Genomic DNA, 18,640 nt, shown 5'->3' with positions numbered 1-18,640 from the left:
GGTGACGACCACCGCCCGAGGAGAACGCCAGTACCGCCAGTACTGCGGGCTCGCCGCCGCCCTCGACACCGTCGGCGAACGCTGGACGCTGCTCATCGTGCGCGAACTGCTGCTCGGCCCGCGCCGCTACACCGAACTGCTCGCGGACCTGCCCGGCATCGGCACCAACCTCCTCGCGGACCGGCTGAAGAAGCTGAGCGGCGCCGGAATCGTCGAACGCTCCGAAACCGGCGCCGGACACGCCTACCGGCTCGGCCCACTGGGCGAACAACTGCGGGAACCGGTGCTGGCGCTGTCGAAATGGGGCATCGGCCTGCTGGGCGAACCGAGCGCGGACATGGTCACCCGCCCGCACTGGGCACTGCTGGCCGTCCAGTCGATGGCGGACGCCAGCCGGCTGCCGGAGGTCTCGGAAACGTACGAATTCCAGGTGGACGACGAAACCTTCCACCTGACCGTCGACCGCGGCGCACTCACCACGGCACGCGGACCCGCCGAAGCCCCGGTACTGAGCATCCGTACCGACGCGACAACATTCGTCCGCATCGGCGCCGGAGCACTCGGCCCGTTCGAGGCGCTGGCGACGGGAAAACTGACGTTCTCCGGCGACCCCGGCGCGGTAGTCCGCTGCTCAACGGTGCTGGGGCTGATGGCGCAACCCGCTGCGCGCGCGGACGGGTGAGCTGGGCAGCGAACTCGCCGACGGGCTGACCGGCGAGCAGGTGGCTGGTGAGCGGCAATGCCGGTTCTCGCCGGAATCGCCGCCCACGAGAACCGCCCCGCACGGCAAGCGTGCCGCCGCCGCCCCGAACTCGCCAAGCGGCCCGGCCGCTGCAGGGAAAGCGCGCCGCCGTTGCCCGCTGTCCCAGGACTGGCGGCCCGGCCCGCTGTGCGGGGCAAGGGCGCTGTCGTCGCCCGGTCGCTGCAGAGTTCGCGAGGTGGCCCGGCCTGCCGTGCAGGGCTAGCGCGCCGCCCCAGTACTTGCTGGGTGGCCTGGCGCGTTCTGTAGGCAAGCGCGCCGCCGTTGCCGCTGTCCCTGCGAGGCTGCCCGGCCCGCTTTGCAGGGCAACGGTGCTGCCGTCGCCCCGGAACTTGTGAGGCGGCCCGGCCTGCCTTGCAGGGCCAGCGCGCTGCCGTCGCCCCGTCGTCCCAGAACTCGCGAAGCGGCCCGGCCCGCCCTCGCAAGGGCGGACCGGGCCGCGAGCCGGATGTCTCCGGCGACGTCAGAGGCCACCCACCTTCACCGGGAATTTCTGGATCGACGCGATCGTCGTGTCCGGGTCGTCCGGGAGCACCAGGTCGATCGGGTTCTGCAGCTGGTACAGGTCCCCGCGCGGCGGGAACTGGGTCAGCTGTCCGACGAGCATCCCCGGTTCCTTCGTGGTCAGCACCAGCGGCTCGTACGCCTTCCGGGACCGGATGCCTGCCCGGCGCAGGAGGCCGTCTGGCTGGTCGATCGTCATGGTGAAGCTCAGCACCATGACCTGCTCGTAGCGCGGCGGGAACTTCTGCGTGAGCTTGAGCAGGCTCTTGGCGTCCACGTCGACGTCGTTCTGCTCGATCGTGATCGTGCCGCCGCCCTGCTCCGCGCTGTCGCCTCCGGGGAGTTCGGCCGTCACGCGGTGGCCGACGACCCGCAGCCGCACCGAGTTGACCGGGTCGTCCGGGTTCACGTCGACCCGCACCTTGATCCCGCCGCGGAAATCCACGCTGACCAGGGCTGTGCGGATCTGCAGCGGCGTGTTGATCGCCAGGCAGCTGCACGGGATCTCCGCCCCGATCGGCGGCAGGCCGGTCTGCTGCGGGAAGGCCTGGGCCTGCTGCCCGCCCAGCAAGCCGCCGGCCGCGACCCCGCCCACCCCCAGCGCGGCCGCGGCGGCGGCCCCCTTCAGGAAGTCCCGCCGGTCCTTGCCGGAACCTTGCCGGTCGGGTTTCTCGTCGTTCGGAGCAGGCATCCTCTACCTCCGCGAGTGCGTTTCGAAGACTCTGGCTCGCTTGAATTTAAGGTAGTGCCCGCTCGCGCGACCAGGGTCCGGAGCAAGATCGACCCGGTCGTGTCCGCCGCCGATGACCCACGGCGACCGGACCCGGGGGACCCCGCCAGCCGGACAGGCGACCCCGGTCATCAGGTCGGGTGTCGCTCGCCGGACCTCCGCGACGATCACCGCGGAATGCTGACGAGAACGCTTCTGTCAAGGCGAATCCGGTTCAGATCCCGTCCACAAAGGACGCACGGTGGCCCGGGCCGGTACCTGCGCCGGGATTCGTGGCGTCGGCAATACCGACGGGAGCGCAGTCAAGCCTCGGAGTGGCTGCACCGCGGCCCTAGCAGCGCGGTGCCGAACTCGCTCAAGGGCCTTCATCCGTATCGGAGATCGCCCGAGCCATTCCCGAGAACATCGGCCGAACCAAGCACCGCCAACCCGTGCGCCGCGGCGAAGACAACTGCCTCCTCCGCCCCAGCCATCCGCGTCGGATCTTCCGGGCTGACCAGCGCGGCAAAAGCGGCCGCAGCGGGCAGTCCGGCTCGCTGGCACAGGTCGACCCCCGCTTCGGGGATGCCGAAAACCCCGTGCGGACGGGTGGCGTACGGCAGCACGTGCCCGGGTCGGTTGAGGTCGTCCGGCCGGGTGGTGCGGTCGGCGAGGCGGCGGATCGTCTCGGCCCGATCGGCCGCGGAAATCCCCGTGGTGACGCCCGTCGCGGCGTCGACCGCGACGCACCAGCCAGGGCCGCCGTCGTGGCGGAAGGTCGGTCGCATCGGCGGCAGTTCGAGTGCGTCGCACCGGTCGCCGGGCAGGGCGACGCCGACCAGTCCGGACGAGTGCCGGATGACGAACGCCAGCATCCTCGTGGAGGCCTCCGCCGCGGGCAGGACGAGGGCCGCGTCGCCGGGGGTGGTGAGCACGATCGGCTGTCCGGCCGAGAGAGCGTCGAGGGCGGCGTCGACGGGGCGTGCGTCGAGCGAGAGCGTCATGCGACCGTCCGGATCTCTGCGGTCGCGAACCGGGCCACCTGCTCGGCGACGGTCGCGAGCTGGGCGGCGAGTTTCCGGTCGGCGACGCGGCCGTCGGCGGCGAACGGCTGGGCGGTCGAGTCGACCACGACACCGAGCGGGGTCGGCCAGCCGCGCAGGGCGTGCACGGTCGAGCGCAGCGACGTCAACGTCGTGACCCCGGCTTGCGGCCCGTACGCGCTGACGATGCAGCCGACGGCGCGTCCATGCAGGTAGGGGCGCTCGTCGTCGGCGAGGTCCTGGAGGTAGTCCAGCGCGTTCTTGAGCAGGCCGGACAGTCCGCCGTGGTATCCGGGCGTCGAAATCAGCACGCCGTCGGCGCGGCGGACGGCGTCCAGGAACGCGGTCGCCGACGGAGAGCGGTGCGCGAGATCCGGTTCGTACATGGCGAAATCGAGATCGCGCGCGGTGAACAGTTCGGTGCGGGCCCCGTGTGCCCGCACGTGGTCGAGCACTGTGCGGAGGGCTCGTTCGGAGGAGGAATCGGGGCGGACAGTGCCGCCGATGCCGACGATCAGGGGTGTATGCATGGCGAACCGGCTTCCTGCGGCGAGAGGGGCTGAGTCATCGGGCGGAGTCGGGGAAATCGAAGCGGGCGACTTCCGCGAGCTGGTCGCCCAAGGTGGCGACCATCGACTTGAACCCGCTCGCGCCCGCTTCGGCGCTGGCCAGGGTCGGGTCGCCGAGGTAGCCCTCGGGGCCGAAATCGTTGGCCAGCCAGCCGAAAGCGACACTGCCGCCGAAGCGGGTGTGGACGTTGTCGGCCATCTGCGCGGGGATCCGCCGTTCCGCCGCGGACAGGTCGACCAGGTCGGGGCGCAGGTGCAGCATCAGGGACGTTTCCGCGGCCCCGCCGTGGATTCCGAGACCGGTTTCGCTCGCGGCCCAAGCCGGGTCGTGCTCCTCGGGGAGGAAGACGTTGATACTGAAAGTCAGCAGGTCGTAGGCCAAGCGCAGATCGCGCAGCGCGGTTTGGATTTCGGACACGTTCCCGCCGTGGCCGTTCACCAGGACGATCCGGCGGATGCCCGCGGCGGCGACCGAACGTCCGATGTCGTCGAGTACCGCGGCGAAGGTCGCCGTGGACAGAGACAGGGTACCCGCCGCCCAGGTGTGTTCGACGGAGCGGCCGTAGCTGAGCGTCGGCAGCAACCAGAGGTCTTCGTCGTGCGTGGCAACGACTTCCTTCGACACAGCTTCGGCGACGAGCGCGTCGGTGGCCAGCGGGAGGTGCGGGCCGTGCTGTTCGATGGCGCCGACGGGCAGCACCGCGACCGAGGACGGGCCGCAGGCAGCCTTGACCTGCGACGCGCGAAGCTCGGCGAAAAACCGTGAAGCCATAGGGAATCTCCTTCAAGCGCCCAGATAGGCGACGACCCGGATTTCCACCCGCATCTCGGGGGTGGCCAGCGGGGGATAGATCAGCAGCGACGCGTACGAACGCTCGGACAGTAGCTTCGGCGCGTGCTCGGCCAGCCATTCGTCGCGCACCCGCATGTACTCCGTTCGGTCGGCGGGATCGGCGAGGAACTGGTCGAATTGCACGATGTCCTCGAACTCCGCGCCCGCGTCGGCGAGCAGCCGGTGCACCCGGTTGAGCGTGACCAGGGTCTGCGCGGCGACGCCGTGGGCGGGCCGGCCGTGCTCGTCGGTGACGCCGTCGATTCCGCTGAGGAAGACGAAGCCGCCCGCCGCGGCTCCTCTGCCCCAGGGCATGACCGTGGTGCCGTATTTCAAGGGGCCAAGCGCTTGTTTCGTCACTCGTCGGCCTTCCGGTAGCGTCGGATGAGGTAGTAGGCCACGGCGGCGACCGCGCCCGCGACCCACGGGGTGAGGTCGCCGAACTGCGGGAAGCGGGCCGCGAAAACGCCGGTGTAAAGGCTTTGGTCCATGAACGGCACGGAGACCGCGATGGCGATCACGAACGCCGCCAGGCCGGGGCGGAACCGCCGGGTGCGGTCGAAATACCGTTGCGGATCGATCTCCTGGCGGCCGAAGACCACTGCGTCCACGACGACGATCCCGAGCCAGGGGCCGATCCAGTAACCCATCAGGAACAGGAAATTCTGGAAGGTGCCGAAGACGGATCCGGCGTTGTGCCCGGCGATGAAACCGACCGCGGTGCCCAGCACGCCGATGATGATCGCGGAGACCCAGCGGCGCACCTTCGCGCCGACCATCAGCAGGCCGAGCGAAGCGGTGTAGATGTCCAGGACGCTGCCGGAGATCGAAGCCGCGAGCAGCGCCACCAGGATCACGGCGGCGAGGCCGGCCGGGATCAGCTTCGCCACCAGGTCGGTCGGACTGTCCACAGTGATCACGGTGCCGATTGCCGCTCCGACGACCGCCATCCACAGCCCGGCCAGCGACGCGCCGGAGAACGCCGCGAGCAGCACGCGCCGCCGGGACGTGTCGCGCGGCAGGTAACGCGTGTAGTCCGAGCCGCCGATCGACCAGCCGAACGTCCGGGTCGAAGCGAGCGCGACGGTGGTCAGCATGCCTCCGGCGACCCCGCCCGCGCCGCGGTGCAGGACGTCGCCGGACGCGGCGAGATCGCCTTTCGCCAGGCCGTACCAGGTGAGGATCACGAAGAGCACGGACGCGACGATCGCGAGGAAGCGTTCGGCCTGGTGCACCAGATCGTGCCCGACGATCGCGATGACGATCTGCACCGCCGCCACCGCGACGAGCGAAACCAGGAACGGCAGCCCGAACAGCTCGCGGACGATGTAGGCGCCGAGCACGGTGTTGACCGCGAAGTAGCCGAGGCCGGTCAGGCACAGGAGCAGTACCGGCAGGAAATTGCCGTAGTAGCCGAACGGAATCCGCGACTGGATCATCTGCGGCACGCCGGCGCGCGGTCCCATCGACGCGGCGAAGCCCAGCAGCACGCTGCCGATCAGGATGCCGATGGCCAGCGAGAGGACGGCTTCGCCGAACTCGAGGCCGAGGAACGCGGTGGGAATGGCGCCGACCGCGAGCGCCGAGTACTGCAGATTCCCCGCGAACCACAGGGAAAAGGCGGAGCGCGGCGAACCGTGGCGCTGGTCGTCGGGAATCCTTTCGATGCCGTGGTGCTCGACGGACACGGCGGGTGGGCGGACTGCCTGGGCGTCTTTGACCATCTGTCCTCCAGCGGAAGAGCCCCCTGCGGCGGAAGTGTTGATATAGGTAACACGGATGCCACAGCCTGCGCTGCGGCTTCCCGAGATGTCAAGAGGCTGCTTGGGGCTTGACACTCCGCAGGTCGCGCCGCACAGTGTTGATATTACTTACATTTTTGCGGACGACCCGGCCGAGCCGGGGCGGGATGGAGGCGCTGTGCGGCACGGAGTGTTTTTCTTCGGCTCGGTCGAGATGCCGGACGTGCTGGCCGGGAACCCGGTGCCCGCCGCGCGCCGCCGCGCCACCCGCGAGCAGGTGTGGCACGCGCACGAGCGGCTGGTCGGGATGGGCGAGCTGGCCGAGGAGCTGGGATACGACAGCTATTGGCTGGCCGAGCACCATTTCCAGCACGAGGGCTACGAGGTCGTGCCCAACGCGATGCTGCTCGAAGCGCATCTGGCCGCGCGGACGTCGCGGATCCGGCTGGGGTCGATGTTCAGCATCGTTCCGCAGTGGAATCCGCTGCGGCTGGCCGAGGATTTCAGCAGCCTGCTCAACCTCTCCGGCGGACGGGCGGTGCTCGGCGTCGGGCGGGGCACGGTGTCGCGCGAATTGCGCAGCCTCACCGCGCATCAGGCGGACATCGGCGTGATGACGTCCAGCGAGGAACGCAAGGTCATCGACGCGCACAACCGCGAGGTGTTCGCCGAGTACATGGACATCGTGCGCACCGCGTTGAGCCAGGAAACCTTCTCGTACAACGGGAAGTTCTTCGAACTGCCGCCGCCGGACAACCGCGACCCCGACCACGACGCGGACACCCTGACGCTGGTGCCGGGTCCGCTGCATCCCGTCGAGATCTGGCAGGCGGTCACCAGTCCGCCCACTTTGGACTACGCGGCCGAGGTGGGCCACGGCTGTGTCTGGTGGAACCAGTACCACGGATACATCCGCGAGCAGTGGGAGCGCTACGCCGAGCTGTACGAACAGCGCCACGGCACCCGGCTGGCCCCGGGGCAGAACCGCATTCTGGTGCTGCCGGTGCACATCGCCGACACCCACGAGGAGGCCTGGCGCACCGGGCGGATCGGGCACGACGAGTTCTGGAACCTGCTCGCCCCGTTCGGCTGGAGCAGCGGCTACCGCGGCGACGACGGCAACCGGGCCCCGGCCGGGCTGGTGCCGACGCTGGAGCAGTCCACGCGGCAGAAGTGCTGGGCGGTCGGCACGCCGGAAGAGGTCGCGGAGATCGTGCAGCACCACAAAGACACGCTCGGCCTCGAACAGCTCGTGGTGTTCCCGCATTTCCCCGGGCACACCTACGACATGGCCGCCGAGCAGATGCGGCGCTTCAGCGAGCAGGTCGTGCCGCTGCTGCGCTGAGCCTGGCTTTTCCGGACCGCGCGGCTTCTCCCGGCCGCGCGGTCATTCCCCGGCGTTGATCAGCAGGACCCGGACCGGTTCGTCGCCCAGCCTGCGCCAGCGATGCGGCCGCGACCCGGGATAGGTGGCCACGTCCGCCTCGCCCAGCTGCTCGCGTCGCCCGTCGGCGAAATCCAGCTCGATCCGCCCGGTGACGACGTAGAGCATCTCCTGCCCGACGTGCTCGAAATACTCGCCGAACTCCGCCGGCCCGCCGGTGTATTCGATGGGCTGCACCGGAAACCCCGCCCTGGACAACGCCCGCGCCGTGGACCCGGTCGGGATTTCGGCCCCCGGCATCACCATTCCCTCGTCGGCGCGCAGCAATCCCACGCCCTGCTCGGCGGGACCCGCGAGGAGTGCCGACACCGTGGTGTCCAGCGCGACCGCGATCCGCTGCAAGGTGCTGACGCTCGCGGCGGCCAGCCCGCGCTCGAACTGGCTGAGAAAAGCGTGCGAGAGACGGGAAACCTCGCCGACCTGCTTCAGGGTGAGCCCTCGGCCGCGCCGCAGCTCGCGCACCCTTGCCCCGAGCAGCTGCGCGGGATCGGGCGCAGCGCCGGAATCGGGGGAGGGAGGGGTTCGCATTGGCCCGACTATACCGGAGCGGGGGTGTTCCGAAGTGGACGCTGGAGGGGAACGGGGCGATGTGCAAGGGAAAGCGCGCGGGAATCGCGGGTAGCGCCCGCGGCTGGGGCAGAGATCCGTGAAGGGCTCCTTGAGGGAATCAGATTCCCTCAAGGAGCCCTTCACGGACGTCGGGGCCTGGGTGCCTCGGGTGAAGCGGGAGCCTAGTTGACACACTTAGTACACTAAGTTGCATGACCGGTCGACCCAGCCGTGCGCCGCTTTATCGCACGATTCAGAGCGAGATCCAGCGCGACATCCTCAGCGGCAGGCTGAAGCCGGGGGACTGGCTGCCGTCGGAGAGTCAGTTGCGGGCGCAGTACGGGGTGTCCCAGACGTCCGTCCGGCGCGCCTTTCAGGAGTTGCAGCGGCTCGGGCTCGTGGAGCGGTTCCATGGTCGCGGCAGCATCGTCGCGTCGAACGAGATTCGGGCGATGAGCCCGATGCTCGGTCTGGGGCGCGAGCTGCGGCAGCGCGGTTTCGCGATCCGGCCCGAGTTGCTCAGCAATGCCGAGAAACCCGCCGCCGAAGCGGTTGCCAAGGCGCTCGACCTCGAAACCGGCGACACGGTGAGCCACATCGAGCGGCGGTACTGGATCGGCGACGATCCGTTCGTCTTCCTCGACCATTATCTGGCGCCCCAGCCCGGGATCGACTTCGCCGAGTTCACCGGGGACTCGCTGTACGCGTTCCTCTCCGGCCGCGACGCGCAGCCCACGCATGCGCGGGAGCGGGTCAGCGCCGTCAATCTCTCCGCAGCGGAGGCCGAACGGCTCCAGGTCGAGCCCGGGGTCGCGGCGATGCTGCGCGAGCGCACGTCGTTCGGCGCTGATCAGCGGCCGGTGGAGTTCACCCGCTACATCCTGCGTGGCGATCGCTACCACCTCGACATCGACCTCAGAAGCGAGCGATGAGCGCCGGGCCGCGGCTCGTCGTCGTGGGGGACGCGAGCATCGACTACTTCGTCCAGGTCCCGCACATCGCGGGCAACGACAACAAGGCCATCGGCTCCCTGTCCGGCGTGTACGGCGGCGGGATGAGCGCCAACCTCGCCGCCGCGGCCGCGCGGCACGGCATCGCGGTCGACCTGATCACCAAGACCGGGGCGGGGCCCGACACCGACGCTGCGCTGGCCGAACTCCGCGGGCTCGGCGTCTCGCTCGAGCATTCGCTGCGCGACCTCGAGCATCCGACCTGGATGTGTTTCGTCCAGCTCGACGCGAGCGGCGAGAAGGCGCTGACCGGCGCGGACACCGGGATCAAGATTCCGGCGATCGAGGAGATCGACGCGTCGGTCCTGGCAGGGGCGGACCTCGTGGCTCCGCTGGCCGACGATCTCGAGTGGGCGGCCGCCGTCGCCGAACTCGGCCGGGAGCGCGGGGCGCGGGTCGCCGTCGATCTCGAACCGGACGCGTTCGAACCCGGCCAGCCGGAGTTCGCACGGCTGCTCGGGCTCAGCGACATCGTCTTCCTCAACGCCGCTTCGGCGGCCAAACTCGCTGCCACTCCGCGGGAAGCGGCCCAGCGGGTGATCCGGTTCGGTGCGGAACTCGTTGTCCTCAGCGAAGGCGCGCACGGAGCGTCCACTGTGGACCGCGACGGGGTCGTGCATCGCGCGCGGTTGACCGGCGAGGTGACCGCCGTCGACACGACCGGGGCCGGTGACGCGCTGGCCGGGGCGTTCCTGGGCGCGTTGCTGGCCGGGGCCGGAGTGTCCGAAAGCCTTCGCCGGGCGGTGGCCCAGGCGACCCGGTGCGTGACCGCTGTCGGCGGCCGCACCTATCTGTCCGGCTCGCAGCGCGGCGGGTGGCCAGACGACTTGATCACGATCACGACTGAGAGGTAACCGAGTTGAATTCTGTGCTGCGTTCCCAGATCCACGGCAGTCTCGCCGCGGCCTGCCTGGCCGACGCGCTCGGCGCGCCGACCGAGGAACTGAGCCGGGACCAGATCCGCGCCGCGTTCGGCGGCTACGTCACCGAATTCCACGCCCCGCTCCCGGGTGCGCCCTACGCCAAGGGGCGCGCCGCCGCGCAGATCACCGACGACTCCAGCCAGATGATCCTGCTGACCCGGCTGCTCGCCCGGACCGGAGCCGCGCTGAGTCCCGACGACATGGCGCGGCTGCTGATCGAGTGGTCGAAGAACGAGAACTACTTCCCGCACTTCGCCGGGCCGACCACCCGCGAGGCGATCGCCCGGCTGGAACGCGGCGAGGACCCGCGCGAGGTCGGCCGGACCGGGACGATCATGACCCAGGGCGCCAGCAACGGGGCCGCGATGCGGGTCGGGCCGGTCGGGCTGTTCCACCACGGCGACCCGGAAGCGGCCGTCCGCACCGCGTTCACCACCTGCGTGCCCAGCCACAACACGCCGCCCGGCGTCGCGGGCGCCGCGGCCATCGCCGCCGCCGTCGCGCGGGCTTGCACTCCCGGCGCGGAGATCGTCGACATCGTCCGCGCGGCCGTCGACGGCGCGCGAGCGGGCGCCGAACTCGGCCGGACCGAGGGCCGGGACGTGCCGGGCGCGTCGGTCGAGCGGCGGATCGAGCGGGCGGTCGCGCTGGCCATCACGGCTCGCGACGACGAGCACGCCATCGACCTGATCGCCGGAGAAATCGGCGTCGGCCTGCCCGCCGCGGAAGCGGTGCCGGCGGCGCTCGGGTTCTTCGTTGCCGCGGGCGGAGATCCGGTGCGCGTCGCGCGGCTCGCGGCCAATGCTGGCGGGGACGGCGACACCATCGGCTGCATGGCGGCCGCGATCGCCGGCGCGTACCGGGGGATCGAAGCGATCGACCCGGCCGCCGTCGCCGAGGTGGAGCGCGCGAACGACCTCGACCTGGCCGCGCTCGCCGACGAACTGCTGGCCGCGACCCAGCACTGATCTCCCCACCCCGATCCGAAGGGACGCTCGACGATGAGCGCACGAAGCGAAGAATTCGCCACGGTGAGCCGGAAGGAACGCCTCGCCTTCGGAGGCGGTGACCTGGCCACGAACATCGCCTGGGGCGCGCTGGCCACCTACGTGGTTTTCTTCTACACCAACGTGATCGGGGCCGCGGCGTCGGCGGTCGGCACGATCGTGCTCGTCGCGCGGCTGTTCGACGGCGTGGTCGACGTCGGGATGGGCGCGATCGTCGACCGGACCTCGACCCGCTGGGGCAAGGCGCGTCCCTGGGTGCTGTGGGCCGCCGGGCCGTTCGCCGTCGCGCTGATCCTGGTGTTCACCGTGCCGGGCATGGACCCGGCGCCGACGCTGGTGTACATCGCGATCACCTACGCGCTGATGAACATCGCCCTCAGCGCGGCGGTGATCCCGTACGGAACGCTGAACACCCGGATGACGCGGGACTTCACCGAACGGTCCCGGCTCAACGTCACCCGGATGTTCGGCGCCACCCTCGGCTCGCTGGTCGTCACCGTCCTCACCCTGCCGCTGGTGAGCGCGCTCGGCGACGACCAGCGCGCGTGGATCATCACGTTCTGCCTGTTCGGCGCGGTCGCGGCGGTGCTGTTCTTCATCACCTTCCGCAACACGCGGGAACGTCTCGTCGACACCGCGCCGCCGAAGGACCAGCCGGGGATCGCCGAATCGCTGAAGCTCGCGGGCCGGAACCGTTACTGGCTGCTGCTGTTCGCGATCTTCATCGTGTTCAGCGTCGCGGAATCGCTCTACACCGGGGCGACGGCCTATTTCGCCCAGTACTTCCTGGGCAACGCCGGGTTCGCCGCGCTGATGTCGTTCCTGCTCTACATCCCGGCGCTGCTCGGGATGCTGTTCATGCAGCCGGTCTACCAGCGGTTCGGCAAGGTCGCGCCGATGATCGTCGGCGCCGCGATCTTCGTGGCGGGTTCCCTGGTCATCGCGATCGACCCGACGGACATGACCCTGGCGGTCGCCGGTTCGGTTCTCCGCGGCATCGGGCGGATCCCGATCTTCGGCGCGATCTGGGGCATGCTGCCCGACACCATCGAGTACGGCGAGTGGAAGAACGGCCGCCGGCTGGAGGGCGTGCTCTACAGCGCGGGCAGCATGGGGCAGAAGCTCGGGTACGGGCTGGGCGCGGCGGTGCTCGGCTGGGTCATGGGCGCGGCGGGCTACAACGGCTTGAACCATACGCAGCCGGATTCGGCGCTGTCCGCGATCAACGCGTTGTTCGTCTATGTGCCGATGGCGCTGTTCGTGCTGTTGATCATTCTGTTCTGGGCTTACCGGCTGGAGCGGATCTACCCGACAGTGGAGAAAGACCTGGCCGAACGGCGCGCGGCGGCTGGAGAACGCTCGCTTCCGCTCAGCGACTGAGGTGGGGTTGCCCCTACTGCGCTCGGGCAGCCAGCGGTATCGCGTTCGACTGGATTCTTCGCGACGCTGGGGTTGCTTCTTGGCGCGTGGAGGGGGATCCAGTGACGAATTCTGTTGGACGACAGGGAAAATCGCGGCTCGTTGCCCTGGTGGCGGTTGTCGCGATCGGCGGCGCGGCTGCGTGCGCTGATGCGGCTGATCCTCCGGCCGCCGGACCGCACTTGGTCCCGGTGAATGGCCGCACGATGGCGTTTTCCGTGACTCCGGGCCGGTTGCCCGCGATTGTGCTCGACGCGGGCGGCGGGATGGATTCCTCGGAATGGCGCAAGGTCGTCCCGGAACTCGCGGCGAAGACCGGATCCGAGGTGATCGCCTACGACCGGGCCGGGGAAGGCAAAAGCGACGAGGCACCCGGCCCGTGGCGAGCGGACAATGCCGCCGCCGATCTCGCCGCGGGGCTGACGCAGCTGGGAGTAACGGGAAACGTCGTTCTCGTGTCGCATTCGCTGGCGGGCGAAGTCGCCTTTTCCTTCGCCCGGAGCCATCCGCACTGGGTTGTCGGCGCGGTGTTCGTGGACGCTAATCTGCCGCAGTTCTTCACCCCGGCTGAGACCGCCAAATTAGTGGCGTTGAACGAGCGACAAGTGGAAGAGCTCAAGAAGGCGCCGTCCACCCGGCAGACGCGCCAGTTGCTCGCCCAAGCCGACGGCTACGGGCCGGTGCACGCGGCGTACCACAAGCTGACCTGGCCGTCCGGCATACCGGCGGCCGTGATCGTGTCCGCCGAGACGCCGTTTCCGACTCCCGAGGACGCGCAGTTGTGGCGGCGGGCGCAGCAGGACTTCGCGCACGCCGCGCCGAACCGGACGCTGGTCACTGCTGAGCACAGTTCTCATGACGTCCCGCTCGACCGGCCGGACGTGGTCGTCGCGGCCGTGGCGAATCTGCTGCAGCGTTGAGGTCCGTGAAGGGCTCCTTGAGGGAATCAGATTCCTTCAAGGAGCCCTTCACGGAGAACGCCACGTAGCCCGGCGGCAGTGCATCGCCGCAACGGGGCCGCCCGCCGCCGCTGCCGAGAAAATCTCACTGACCGCCGAAAAGCGAACGCGGGACCCCGGCTTTGTGCCGGAATCCCGCGTTCTCGAGGAGAAAGTCAGTCTTTCTTCAGCGCGTTCTTGACTTTGCCCGCCGCGTCGCCGAGAGCGTCCTTCACGTTTTCGGCGGCTTCCTTGATCCCGGCCTTCGCCTGGTCGGCTTTGCCTTCGTTCTCCAGCTTCTCGTCACCGGTCAGCGAACCGGCGGCCTCCTTGGCCTTGCCGCCGAAGTCGTCTGCCTTGGCGCCGATCTTGTCGCCCATCGACATGAGTGCCCTCCTTCATCGCCGAACAACGAACGCGGGAATGCGTCAGAGTGAACGACAACGCGGATCCCGAATCGTCACTCACCCGATGATGTGATCGTCGCCACTCGTTCGGGGAGTGAGTTTTGCGCGGCGGCCGGGTCGATCCGATGAACTGAACAACGGGAACCGACTGGAGGAGAATCGATGGCTTCGACGACTGACACGGCGGCCAAGACCCAGGACGTGGAGAAGGTCAACGCCGGTCCGCTGACCAGTTCGCAGGGGACGACCACCGTCGCGGACGTGGTGGTGCAGAAGATCGCCGGGCTGGCGACGCGGGAGATCCCCGGTGTGTACGACCTCGGCGGCGGCGCGGCGCGGGCGTTTTCGGCGCTGCGCGAGCGGATCCCGGGCGCGACGGCGTCGGCCGGACAGGGCGTTTCGGTCGAGGTGGGGGAGAAGCAGGCCGCGGTGGACCTGCAGATCGTGGTCGAGTACGGCGTCTCGATCGCGGAGGTCGCGCGCTCGATCCGGCGGAACGTGATCAGCGCGGTGGAGGGGATGACCGGGCTGGAGGTGGTCGAGGTCAACATCAACGTCGGCGACCTGCACCTGCCGTCGGACGACGAGGAGGACGCGTCCGGCGACAGCGGCCGGGTGCAGTGAGCGGACGGACCGATGAACCCGCTTGAGGAGGCCCGCCGGATCGCCGCCGCGGTGCGCGAACTGCCCGAGGTGGCGGACGTGCACGGCGGCGAGTTCGGCCGGGTCGCGACGCTCGGGGCGGGCGGCCGGGTGGGCGGAGTCCGGGTGACCGACGAGGACGTCACCGTCGGCGTGACGGTCCGGGCCCCGTTCTCGGCGGGCGACGTGGCGGCCGCGGTGCGCGCGGCCGCCGCGTCCCCCGGCCGTCCGGTGCACGTGCTGATCGCCGACGTCGAAGTGCCGGCCGCGGGGGAACCCGGGCCGGAAAACCGGAAGGAGACGGTGTCGTGAACGCAACGGGATTGGGGCTGGTCACCGGCCTCGCGCTGGGCCTCGCCGCCGCGATCGGCGGGTTCGGGGCGTTCCTGCTGGTCCTCGTGCTGGGCGCGGCGGGACTGCTCGTCGGCCGCCTGCTCGACGGCAAGCTCGACCTCTCGCAGCTCACCGGCCGCGACCGGGGGTGAGCCGTGGCTGTCGCAGCGGAGGAGCGGGGGACCCTCACGATCAGCGAGCACACCGTCGAGCGGCTGGCCGCCCACGCGGCGGGCGAGATCGACCGGGTGGGCGGGGCCGCCGGGCGGACGCTCGGGATCAGCCTCGGCGGTGAGGCGCTGGACCGGTCGGCGAAGACGTCCGCGCGGATCGCGGGCGGCGAGGTGGAGCTGGACGTGCGGATCTCGCTCGAGTACCCGGCCCCGGTCGGCGCGACCACCGAACGGGTGCGCGGTCATCTGCGCGGGCGGGTCGAGGAACTGACCGGGATGCCGGTCCGCCGCGTCGGCATCACGGTGACGGCCTTGCACGCCGAGGCCGCGGGACAGAGGAGGGTGGAGTGAAACGCCGAACCCGCCGGTCTCTTCCGGCGAGCCTGACCGCCGCGGTGCTGCTGGCGGTGTGCGTCCTGGTCGCTGTCGCGGCGATCCAGCGGCTGACCGGGAATCAGCCGTGGCTGGACTATCGCGCGGTCGCGACCGCGGTCCACAACGCGCGCTGGACCGACCTCGTCCCGGCGCTGATCTCAGCCGCGGTCGCCCTGGTCGGGCTGGTGCTGCTGTGGGCGGCGCTCCTGCCGGGCAAACGCCGGATCCTCCCGCTGACGGGAGACCCGGATTCCGGGGCCGACACCACGGGCTACCGATCCGCGTTGCGCGCGGCCGCGACGGACGTGGACGGCGTCGAGCAAGCCCGGCTCTCGACCGGTTCGCGCAAGGTCAAAGTGCGGGTGAAGACCGCCCGCACCCGGACGGACGGACTGTCCGACGCAGTCCGCGCGGCCGTCGAATCCCGGCTCGACCACATCTCGCCGGCCCGGCGGCCCGCCGTGTCGGTGCGAGTCCGTGCGACGAGGGAGGCCTCATGAACCGTCCGGCCACGCTCAACCGCGTCCTGCTCGCGGTGATCGGCCTGGTGCTGCTCGCCGCGGGCGGATTCGGTCTGGCTACGCACTTCCGCGTGCTCAGGCTCATCGATCCCGAGGCGCCGCTCGTGCCGGGCACCGCGGAGCCGCCCACCTGGGTGTTCTACGCGATCGCCGCGGCGGCCGTCGTGGCGGGGCTGCTCGCGCTGCGCTGGCTGCTGGCCCAGCTCGCGCACCGGCCGCGCACGGGAGTGTGGCGGTTCGAAACCGATCCCGCCTACGGGCGCACCGAGCTGCGCGCGGACGACGCGGTGGCCCCGTTCGTCGAGGAACTGCGCGGGCATCCCGGAGTGCACAAGGCGAGCGCGTCGCTCGCCGGAACCCGGGAGACGCCGTCGCTGGCGCTGATCCTCACCTGCGAGCGGGACGCGGATCTGGGCGAGATCCGCGGCCGCATCACCGGAGAAAGCCTGCCGCGGCTCGAGGAAGCGTTGGAGCTGAAGGACATTCCGGTCACGATCGAGTTCCGGTTCACCGGCAAGGCGGCGTCCCGTGTCGGGTGAGGGGTAGGGGAGACCCCGGCGTTACCATCTGCGCGTGGGCGACAACGTGTCGAATGAATCGACGGAGCTGCTTTCGGTGCGCGAGGAGCAGCGGAGGATGACGCGGCAGCGGATCATCACCGCGGCGCGGCAGGTGTTCGAGGAACGGGGCTACGGACAGGCCTCGATCGGCGACATCGCGAAGGCGGCGAAGGTCAACCGGGCGACGTTCTACCTGCACTTCACCAACAAGGCCGAGGTGTTCACCGAGGTCTACCGCGCGGTCCGCGAGGACCAGAGCGCGCAGTACTGGTCGCTGCTCGGGCGGGCGCTCGCCGAGGGCAGGGCGGCGAGCGTGCGCGCCTGGCTCGACGGGGCGCTGTCCTGGTGGGAGAGCCAGGCGGCGCTGCTGCCCGCGATCCACGAGGCGATGGCCAGCGACCTCGAGGTCGCGGCCCGGTGGAAGGACCAGATCGACCAGCTGGCCGGCGGGCTCGAGGAGTACCTCGTCCAGTTCCCGCAGGCGCGGCGCGAGGAGCGGCGGCTGCGGGTCGAACTCCTGATGGTGCAGCTCGACCAGGTGTGTTTCCGCGCGATCGTGCAGAAGGTGTTCGTCATCGAGCGGGCGCAGCTGCTCGACGTGGTGACCGGGCTGTGGGTCGACGCGCTGGGGCTGGAGCGCGACTAGATCAACAGCTTGACGCTTGACTCGACACGGTGTCGTCCTTATTCTTCCGGGGACACCTGCGCCGCCAGTGAACGCGCAGGTCAGGCGAGGACGGCCGCAGCCCTGTGCGGCCTGCCCGCCTGGTGTCGAGGCGTCGACAGGGAAGACGCCGGTCTTCGCCCACCTGTCAACGACGACTCGGGAGCGTCCCCTATGTCCTCCAGTCCTGGCGTCGCCGCTCCGTCTCCGGCGCTGATGCGGCGCGTGGTTTTCGCGTCCGCCATCGGCAACACCGTCGAGACCTACGATTACGCGGTCTACGGCTTTCTGACGGTCGTGCTTTCGAAACTGTTCTTCCCCGCGCAACAGCCGGGCGTCGCGTTGCTGTCGGCCTTCGCGGTGTTCGGCGTCGCCTTCGTGGTGCGGCCGCTGGGTTCGCTGCTGTTCGGCTCGATCGCGGACCGGATCGGGCGCAAACCCGCGCTGGTCGCCACGGTCGCGCTGATGGCGGGCAGCACGGCGGCGATCGGCGTGCTGCCGCCGGTGGCGTCGATCGGTGTCTGGGCGCCGATCCTGCTGGTGCTGTTCCGCTTGCTGCAGGGCCTCGCGGCGGGCGGCGAGTACGGCACGGCGATGACTTACGCGGCCGAGTTCACCCCGCGCGGCAAGCGCGGCGCGATGACCAGCCGCGTGCAGATCGGGAGCGTGGCGAGCCTGCTGCTGGCCGCGGGCGCGGTGCTGTTGCTGAGCACCCTGCTGACGCCCGCCGCGATGGCGAGCTGGGGCTGGCGGATCCCGTTCCTGCTCGCCCTGCCGCTCGGCCTGGTCGGGCTCTACATCCGTTCCCAGCTCGACGAATCGCCCGAGTTCCGGGCGCTCGAGCACCGCACGCAGGTGCCCGCCTCGCCGGTCAAGGAGTCGTTCACCGCGCACTGGCGGCTGATCGTGCTGATCTTCGGCATCGCCGCGTTCCAGCAGGTCGGCTACTACGTCGCCTTCACCTACGCGCAGACCTACCTGATCCGGCTCGGGTTTTCGCAGTCGCAAGCCACATTGGCGACGGTGATCAGCATCGCGGTGGCGGTCGTGCTGGTCGCGCTGGGCGGACCGCTGTCGGATCGCTGGGGTCGGTGGCCGATGCTGCTCGGGCTGTCCGCGGGCACCTTCGTGCTGGCCTACCCGCTGTTCATCGGGCTCTCCTCGGCGAAAAGTCTGGGCGCGGCCATCGGGATGACGGTGCTGCTCGGCGTCCTGCCCGCGTTGTACACGGCGGTGGCTCCGGCGTCCTATGTGGAGGTTCTTCCCGCCCGGGTGCGCGCCACCGTGTTCGCGGTCGGGTTCGCGTTGGCGGCGACGTTGCTGGGCGGTCCGGCGCTCTATGTCAGCCAGACGCTCGTGCAAGCCACCGGGGACAACCGTGCGCCCGCGCTGTTCCTGATGTTCGGTGCGCTGTTGAGCTTGATCGCGGCATTGTTCGTGCGGCGCGCGACCAAGCGGGTGGAGGACGCGGAGCTGGCTCCGGCGGTCAGCGAGCGGTCTCCCGAAGGGGTGTGAC

Annotated in this window: 23 protein-coding genes; 15 read left to right on the top strand and 8 right to left on the bottom strand. The window is 70.1% G+C overall.

Features of this window, described 5'->3' with window-relative positions; translation table 11 throughout:
- Window position 1 precedes the first annotated feature (1 nt).
- On the top strand, window positions 2–682 hold the full coding sequence (locus tag EIZ44_RS18730) for a winged helix-turn-helix transcriptional regulator (RefSeq protein WP_205673223.1): 681 nt from the start codon (window positions 2–4) through the stop codon (window positions 680–682).
- A 541-nt stretch (window positions 683–1,223) separates the two neighbouring features.
- Here the strand turns inward: EIZ44_RS18730 and EIZ44_RS18725 are convergent.
- The 6 genes from EIZ44_RS18725 to EIZ44_RS18700 form a co-directional block, all read right to left on the bottom strand.
- The gene (locus tag EIZ44_RS18725) at window positions 1,224–1,955 is read right to left on the bottom strand and encodes a twin-arginine translocation signal domain-containing protein (RefSeq protein WP_051728937.1); all 732 of its coding nucleotides are present in this window, start codon (window positions 1,953–1,955) and stop codon (window positions 1,224–1,226) included.
- A gap of 404 nt (window positions 1,956–2,359) precedes the next feature.
- Entirely contained in the window at window positions 2,360–2,977 is a 618-nt protein-coding gene (locus tag EIZ44_RS18720) for a 3,4-dihydroxy-2-butanone-4-phosphate synthase (RefSeq protein WP_134730092.1), read from the bottom strand.
- Window positions 2,974–3,546, bottom strand: coding sequence for an NADPH-dependent FMN reductase (locus EIZ44_RS18715; RefSeq protein WP_134730091.1), 573 nt, complete (start codon window positions 3,544–3,546; stop codon window positions 2,974–2,976). The genes EIZ44_RS18720 and EIZ44_RS18715 overlap by 4 nt, the downstream gene beginning before the upstream one ends.
- Window positions 3,547–3,580: 34 nt before the next feature.
- A complete protein-coding gene (locus tag EIZ44_RS18710; protein WP_134730089.1) occupies window positions 3,581–4,357 on the bottom strand; it encodes a creatininase family protein in 777 nt (258 codons plus the stop codon).
- 12 nt (window positions 4,358–4,369) lie between these two features.
- Window positions 4,370–4,732 (bottom strand): RidA family protein, encoded by a 363-nt coding sequence (locus tag EIZ44_RS18705; protein ID WP_134730087.1) that lies wholly within the window; start codon window positions 4,730–4,732, stop codon window positions 4,370–4,372.
- A gap of 41 nt (window positions 4,733–4,773) precedes the next feature.
- The gene (locus EIZ44_RS18700) at window positions 4,774–6,141 is read right to left on the bottom strand and encodes a purine-cytosine permease family protein (protein WP_134730085.1); all 1,368 of its coding nucleotides are present in this window, start codon (window positions 6,139–6,141) and stop codon (window positions 4,774–4,776) included.
- A gap of 196 nt (window positions 6,142–6,337) precedes the next feature.
- Here EIZ44_RS18700 and EIZ44_RS18695 point away from each other — a divergent pair, with 196 nt between their 5' ends.
- Window positions 6,338–7,504, top strand: a complete 1,167-nt coding sequence (locus EIZ44_RS18695; protein WP_134730083.1) for an LLM class flavin-dependent oxidoreductase — start codon at window positions 6,338–6,340, stop codon at window positions 7,502–7,504.
- Window positions 7,505–7,546: 42 nt separating this feature from the next.
- On the opposite strand, the gene EIZ44_RS18690 is transcribed toward EIZ44_RS18695, so the two are convergent.
- Complete coding sequence (locus EIZ44_RS18690; protein ID WP_051728933.1) at window positions 7,547–8,131, bottom strand: helix-turn-helix domain-containing protein; 585 nt, start codon at window positions 8,129–8,131, stop codon at window positions 7,547–7,549.
- A gap of 233 nt (window positions 8,132–8,364) precedes the next feature.
- On the opposite strand from EIZ44_RS18690, the gene EIZ44_RS18685 reads away from it, so the two are divergent.
- From EIZ44_RS18685 to EIZ44_RS18665, 5 genes are all read left to right on the top strand, one after another.
- Window positions 8,365–9,084, top strand: coding sequence for a GntR family transcriptional regulator (locus EIZ44_RS18685; RefSeq protein ID WP_134730081.1), 720 nt, complete (start codon window positions 8,365–8,367; stop codon window positions 9,082–9,084).
- Window positions 9,081–10,016 carry a carbohydrate kinase family protein gene (locus EIZ44_RS18680; RefSeq protein ID WP_134730079.1) on the top strand — a complete coding sequence of 312 codons (936 nt, stop codon included), beginning with the start codon at window positions 9,081–9,083 and terminating at the stop codon, window positions 10,014–10,016. Before EIZ44_RS18685 ends, EIZ44_RS18680 begins: the two co-directional genes overlap by 4 nt.
- Window positions 10,017–10,030: 14 nt before the next feature.
- A complete protein-coding gene (locus EIZ44_RS18675; RefSeq protein ID WP_167754192.1) occupies window positions 10,031–11,053 on the top strand; it encodes an ADP-ribosylglycohydrolase family protein in 1,023 nt (340 codons plus the stop codon).
- A gap of 33 nt (window positions 11,054–11,086) precedes the next feature.
- Complete coding sequence (locus EIZ44_RS18670; protein ID WP_134730075.1) at window positions 11,087–12,472, top strand: MFS transporter; 1,386 nt, start codon at window positions 11,087–11,089, stop codon at window positions 12,470–12,472.
- Between the two features lie 245 nt (window positions 12,473–12,717).
- Window positions 12,718–13,431, top strand: a complete 714-nt coding sequence (locus EIZ44_RS18665; RefSeq protein ID WP_134730073.1) for an alpha/beta fold hydrolase — start codon at window positions 12,718–12,720, stop codon at window positions 13,429–13,431.
- Window positions 13,432–13,625: 194 nt separating this feature from the next.
- Here EIZ44_RS18665 and EIZ44_RS18660 read toward each other — a convergent pair whose 3' ends face one another.
- On the bottom strand, window positions 13,626–13,835 hold the full coding sequence (locus tag EIZ44_RS18660; RefSeq protein WP_037812879.1) for a CsbD family protein: 210 nt from the start codon (window positions 13,833–13,835) through the stop codon (window positions 13,626–13,628).
- Window positions 13,836–14,018: 183 nt separating this feature from the next.
- On the opposite strand from EIZ44_RS18660, the gene EIZ44_RS18655 reads away from it, so the two are divergent.
- The 8 genes from EIZ44_RS18655 (at window position 14,019) to EIZ44_RS18625 (ending at window position 18,639) form a co-directional block, all read left to right on the top strand.
- Window positions 14,019–14,480, top strand: a complete 462-nt coding sequence (locus EIZ44_RS18655; RefSeq protein WP_037812877.1) for an Asp23/Gls24 family envelope stress response protein — start codon at window positions 14,019–14,021, stop codon at window positions 14,478–14,480.
- A 12-nt stretch (window positions 14,481–14,492) separates the two neighbouring features.
- A complete protein-coding gene (locus tag EIZ44_RS18650; RefSeq protein ID WP_037812876.1) occupies window positions 14,493–14,810 on the top strand; it encodes a hypothetical protein in 318 nt (105 codons plus the stop codon).
- The gene (locus tag EIZ44_RS44760; RefSeq protein ID WP_037812875.1) at window positions 14,807–14,983 is read left to right on the top strand and encodes a hypothetical protein; all 177 of its coding nucleotides are present in this window, start codon (window positions 14,807–14,809) and stop codon (window positions 14,981–14,983) included. The genes EIZ44_RS18650 and EIZ44_RS44760 overlap by 4 nt, the downstream gene beginning before the upstream one ends.
- Before the next feature lie 3 nt (window positions 14,984–14,986).
- Window positions 14,987–15,355 carry an Asp23/Gls24 family envelope stress response protein gene (locus EIZ44_RS18645; RefSeq protein WP_043840028.1) on the top strand — a complete coding sequence of 123 codons (369 nt, stop codon included), beginning with the start codon at window positions 14,987–14,989 and terminating at the stop codon, window positions 15,353–15,355.
- A complete protein-coding gene (locus EIZ44_RS18640; RefSeq protein ID WP_134730071.1) occupies window positions 15,352–15,879 on the top strand; it encodes a DUF6286 domain-containing protein in 528 nt (175 codons plus the stop codon). Before EIZ44_RS18645 ends, EIZ44_RS18640 begins: the two co-directional genes overlap by 4 nt.
- Complete coding sequence (locus tag EIZ44_RS18635) at window positions 15,876–16,439, top strand: Asp23/Gls24 family envelope stress response protein (protein WP_134730069.1); 564 nt, start codon at window positions 15,876–15,878, stop codon at window positions 16,437–16,439. The genes EIZ44_RS18640 and EIZ44_RS18635 overlap by 4 nt, the downstream gene beginning before the upstream one ends.
- A 34-nt stretch (window positions 16,440–16,473) precedes the next feature.
- Complete coding sequence (locus tag EIZ44_RS18630; RefSeq protein WP_134730067.1) at window positions 16,474–17,106, top strand: TetR/AcrR family transcriptional regulator; 633 nt, start codon at window positions 16,474–16,476, stop codon at window positions 17,104–17,106.
- 192 nt (window positions 17,107–17,298) lie between these two features.
- Window positions 17,299–18,639, top strand: a complete 1,341-nt coding sequence (locus EIZ44_RS18625; protein ID WP_205673221.1) for an MFS transporter — start codon at window positions 17,299–17,301, stop codon at window positions 18,637–18,639.
- Window position 18,640 lies beyond the last annotated feature (1 nt).

The sequence above is a fragment of the Amycolatopsis nivea genome, assembly GCF_004522235.1.
Taxonomy (GTDB): Bacteria; Actinomycetota; Actinomycetes; order Mycobacteriales; family Pseudonocardiaceae; genus Amycolatopsis; species Amycolatopsis nivea.
This window is presented reverse-complemented; position numbering and strand designations above follow the sequence as displayed.

Coding starts and splice junctions, on each gene's coding strand:
- EIZ44_RS18655 (WP_037812877.1), top strand. CDS start 14,019: ATGGCTTCGACGACTGACACGGCGGCCAAGACCCAGGACGTGGAGAAG.
- EIZ44_RS18650 (WP_037812876.1), top strand. CDS start 14,493: ATGAACCCGCTTGAGGAGGCCCGCCGGATCGCCGCCGCGGTGCGCGAA.
- EIZ44_RS18665 (WP_134730073.1), top strand. CDS start 12,718: ATGGCGTTTTCCGTGACTCCGGGCCGGTTGCCCGCGATTGTGCTCGAC.
- EIZ44_RS18720 (WP_134730092.1), bottom strand. CDS start 2,977: ATGACGCTCTCGCTCGACGCACGCCCCGTCGACGCCGCCCTCGACGCT.
- EIZ44_RS18725 (WP_051728937.1), bottom strand. CDS start 1,955: ATGCCTGCTCCGAACGACGAGAAACCCGACCGGCAAGGTTCCGGCAAG.
- EIZ44_RS18670 (WP_134730075.1), top strand. CDS start 11,087: ATGAGCGCACGAAGCGAAGAATTCGCCACGGTGAGCCGGAAGGAACGC.
- EIZ44_RS18705 (WP_134730087.1), bottom strand. CDS start 4,732: ATGCCCTGGGGCAGAGGAGCCGCGGCGGGCGGCTTCGTCTTCCTCAGC.
- EIZ44_RS18680 (WP_134730079.1), top strand. CDS start 9,081: ATGAGCGCCGGGCCGCGGCTCGTCGTCGTGGGGGACGCGAGCATCGAC.
- EIZ44_RS18690 (WP_051728933.1), bottom strand. CDS start 8,131: ATGCGAACCCCTCCCTCCCCCGATTCCGGCGCTGCGCCCGATCCCGCG.
- EIZ44_RS18700 (WP_134730085.1), bottom strand. CDS start 6,141: ATGGTCAAAGACGCCCAGGCAGTCCGCCCACCCGCCGTGTCCGTCGAG.
- EIZ44_RS18625 (WP_205673221.1), top strand. CDS start 17,299: ATGTCCTCCAGTCCTGGCGTCGCCGCTCCGTCTCCGGCGCTGATGCGG.
- EIZ44_RS18635 (WP_134730069.1), top strand. CDS start 15,876: ATGAACCGTCCGGCCACGCTCAACCGCGTCCTGCTCGCGGTGATCGGC.
- EIZ44_RS18710 (WP_134730089.1), bottom strand. CDS start 4,357: ATGGCTTCACGGTTTTTCGCCGAGCTTCGCGCGTCGCAGGTCAAGGCT.
- EIZ44_RS18685 (WP_134730081.1), top strand. CDS start 8,365: ATGACCGGTCGACCCAGCCGTGCGCCGCTTTATCGCACGATTCAGAGC.
- EIZ44_RS18715 (WP_134730091.1), bottom strand. CDS start 3,546: ATGCATACACCCCTGATCGTCGGCATCGGCGGCACTGTCCGCCCCGAT.
- EIZ44_RS18660 (WP_037812879.1), bottom strand. CDS start 13,835: ATGTCGATGGGCGACAAGATCGGCGCCAAGGCAGACGACTTCGGCGGC.